Below are 2,877 nucleotides of genomic sequence, written 5' to 3'. Positions count from 1 at the left end.
CCCGTGCCGGCCACGGCGACCGCGGCGAGGGGGACGCACAGGACCACGGTCCCGGCGGCGGCGATGAGGCTCGCGGTCCGGGAGCCCCGCGCCGACCGCGCGGAGGACACGCGCTGGAACACGTCGATCGCCACGAGGTTGCCCAGGCCCAGCGCGAACATGGTCGCCCAGTTGATCACCGAGCCCGCGGCCGGATCCGTGAGTTGCGTCAGGTCCCGCACGCCGAGACCCTCCGGCGCCGAGTACCCGGGACCGAGGAACATCCACAGTGACAGGCCCACGAAGCCGACCGTCATGACGCCCATGAGGAAAAGCCCCGTGTACACCGACGCGAACATCCCGCCGACCACTGTGCCCGCCAGGATCGCCCCCGTCACCACGACGATCGCCAGCCCGTAAGGGACGCCCATGAAGTAGTCCAGCATGTGCCCCAGCGCCACGAGGTTGCCGGCCATGAGGATGCCGAAGCTCGCGACGGTGAGGACCGCCGACAGGACCTCGCCGGTGCGGCCGAACGTCGTGCGGAAGTACTCGGGCAGCGAGTACAGCTCGCGCTCGCGCACCTTCTTGGCCACGAACAGCCCCATGAGGAGGAACGACGCCGCGATGCCCAGCGGCATCGCCGCGCCGGCCCAGAAGCCGAACCCGCCGGCCAGGTCCGCCGCGCCGACCGTCGCGTTGGAGTCTATGACCTGGGACATGAGGAGGACGACGACGAGGGGCACGGTCAGCGTCCGGCCCGCGACGGCGAAGTTGTCGCTACGGCCCCTCACCCGACGGGACGCCCACAGGCCGAGGGCGACCAGGAGGAGCACTGTTCCTGCGATGGCCGCGTTGATCATTGCGCTCCTCCGACCAGCGAGGTCTCACGGCCGAGCGAGTACAGCGGACGGGCACCCTCGGGGAGGGCGAGCTCGCCCGACTCGATGCGCTGCCGGAGATAGGCGAAGCTCTGCGCGGTCTGGGCGAACAGGTGCTCGCCGGCGTGCAGCGGCTCGTACGCCGGGATCCCGTCAGTTAGCGCGGGGAGCGGGGCGACCACCGTGTCGTAGTCGACGGTGAAGAACAGGGGATAGGAGTAGCGCTCCTCCGAGACCTTGCGCACCCGGTGCGACGTGGCCACAAAGGCGCCGTTGGTCCACACCTCGAGCAGGTCGCCGATGTTCACCACGATCGCGTCCACGCGGTAGGGGACCTCGATCCACTCGCCCCGGCCGTTCATCACCTCCAGCCCGGGGGCGGTGGGCTTGAGCAGGGTGAGCGCCTCGTAGTCCGTGTGCGCGCCGATCCCGGGACGGTCCTCCGCATCCGGGTTGAAGGGGTAGTGGATGAGCCGGAGCTGCGACGGCGGCTCGGTCACCGACCCGAGGAACGCCGCCGGCTCCACGCCGAGGTACTGGGCGAACGCGGCGAGGAGCTTCGACCCGAGTCCGAACACCTCGTCGTAGTACGTCATCACCGCCTCCGGGAAGCCGGGAAGGTCGGGCCACTGGTTGGGGCCCAGCAGCGGGTTACCGGCCAGGTACGCGGGGTAGTCCGCCGGCAGGTCGATGGACAGGTCGAAGGCCTCCTTGAGGTCGGGCGTGGCGCCGGCGAACACCTCCTCGCCAATGGGCACGTAGCCGCGGTGGTTGGTCGAGTTGCCGATGTAGACCTCCCGCTTGACCGACTCAGGCTGGTCGAAGAACCTCTGCGCGGCCTCGTGCATGGCGCGGAACGTCTGGTCCGAGACGCCGTGATTGACCACGAGCAGGAACCCGACCTCGCGCGCCGCCGTGCCGAGGCGCTCGATGCACTCGTCGCTGGGGCCATCGGGATCGGAAAGGGTGGATACGTCGATGACGGGGATCGACTCGAAGTCGGCCGCCGTGCGCTGGGTGTCGGTCATGAGAGAGCTCCTTGGAGGATCGGGTGGAAGTGCATCGGTGCGCCGGAGAGTTCGCCGGCGCGCCAGGACAGGGAGAAGCCGCCGTCTGGCGTGGGATCGATCGAGAAGTGGAGCGGGTCGCGGAGGGCCCACGAGGAGTGCTCGGCATGCCACGTCCGTCCTTGGGGGAGCGCCGCGTCGAGGGGCGCGGGACCCAGCGAGGGGTCGTCCCGCGAATGGTCGAGCACCGAGCCGATGTGCACGGAGGCGGGACGGTTCCCCGCGGCGTCGGGGCCCAGGGCGAGTCCGAATCGGTCGCCGACGCAGACGACCACGGCCTCCGTGCCGTTCTCGTCGATGCCTCTGGCCTCCCACACGGGCTCGGCCGCGTCAGTGCACCGTTGCCACAGTTCGACATAGTCGAAGCCGCGACCGACCTCCAGCAGCCCCCAGCCCGGCACCTCGAGGAGCTGCCCGATGTCGGCGCTCGCGAAGGAGGCCCCGGCGGTGATGGCGTGGACCCACTCGAACTCGTCGGCCGCGACGCCCGTGGGCTCGAGCTCGCCGGCGAATCCCATGTGGAACTCGGGCCGCCCCGACACGCCTGTGGTGAAGCGCGCGTCGCAGAAGTACCGCTCGCCCTGGATCCACCAGACCTCAGTGCAGTTGTCGGGTGGGGCGTCGCGGGCATGGAACAGGCGGCGACGGTAAGCCGCGGGCGCGGGGCTCAGAGCCTGGGTCATGGGACCCCTCCTCAAAAACGATCACTTGAACGGAATCAGTCAAACGGCGCTGCGTTTCCGCGCTGTTTCGTCAAGGTCAAGAGATGAGTCGCGGCCGGGAGCCAGGGGAGCCGGAAGTCAAGGGAGGCCATGGAACGAGGGGAGTGAGCATGGGGCCGATGACGAAGGGTGGAGTTCGCTCGCGAGCTGAAAACCGCGCTGACCAGGCGATTAGGTGTTCTGTCGGCGGCCGTGTAACTTTATCGGAGCCGCCAGGGAGCGGGGCCG

Annotated in this window: 2 protein-coding genes and 1 pseudogene; all 3 read right to left on the bottom strand. The window is 69.4% G+C overall.

Going from position 1 to position 2,877, the window contains the following annotated elements:
- Window positions 1-842: pseudogene (locus G6030_RS12125) on the bottom strand (sodium:solute symporter); the annotation flags it as partial.
- The gene (locus G6030_RS12120; protein WP_182643292.1) at window positions 839-1,888 is read right to left on the bottom strand and encodes an isopenicillin N synthase family oxygenase; all 1,050 of its coding nucleotides are present in this window, start codon (window positions 1,886-1,888) and stop codon (window positions 839-841) included. The pseudogene G6030_RS12125 and the gene G6030_RS12120, both read right to left, overlap by 4 nt.
- Entirely contained in the window at window positions 1,885-2,610 is a 726-nt protein-coding gene (locus G6030_RS12115) for a hypothetical protein (RefSeq protein ID WP_182643291.1), read from the bottom strand. Before G6030_RS12115 ends, G6030_RS12120 begins: the two co-directional genes overlap by 4 nt.
- Window positions 2,611-2,877 lie beyond the last annotated feature (267 nt).

Origin of the sequence: Dietzia sp. E1 (assembly GCF_014145015.1) — a bacterium.
Classification (GTDB): domain Bacteria; phylum Actinomycetota; class Actinomycetes; order Mycobacteriales; family Mycobacteriaceae; genus Dietzia; species Dietzia cinnamea_A.
This window is presented reverse-complemented; position numbering and strand designations above follow the sequence as displayed.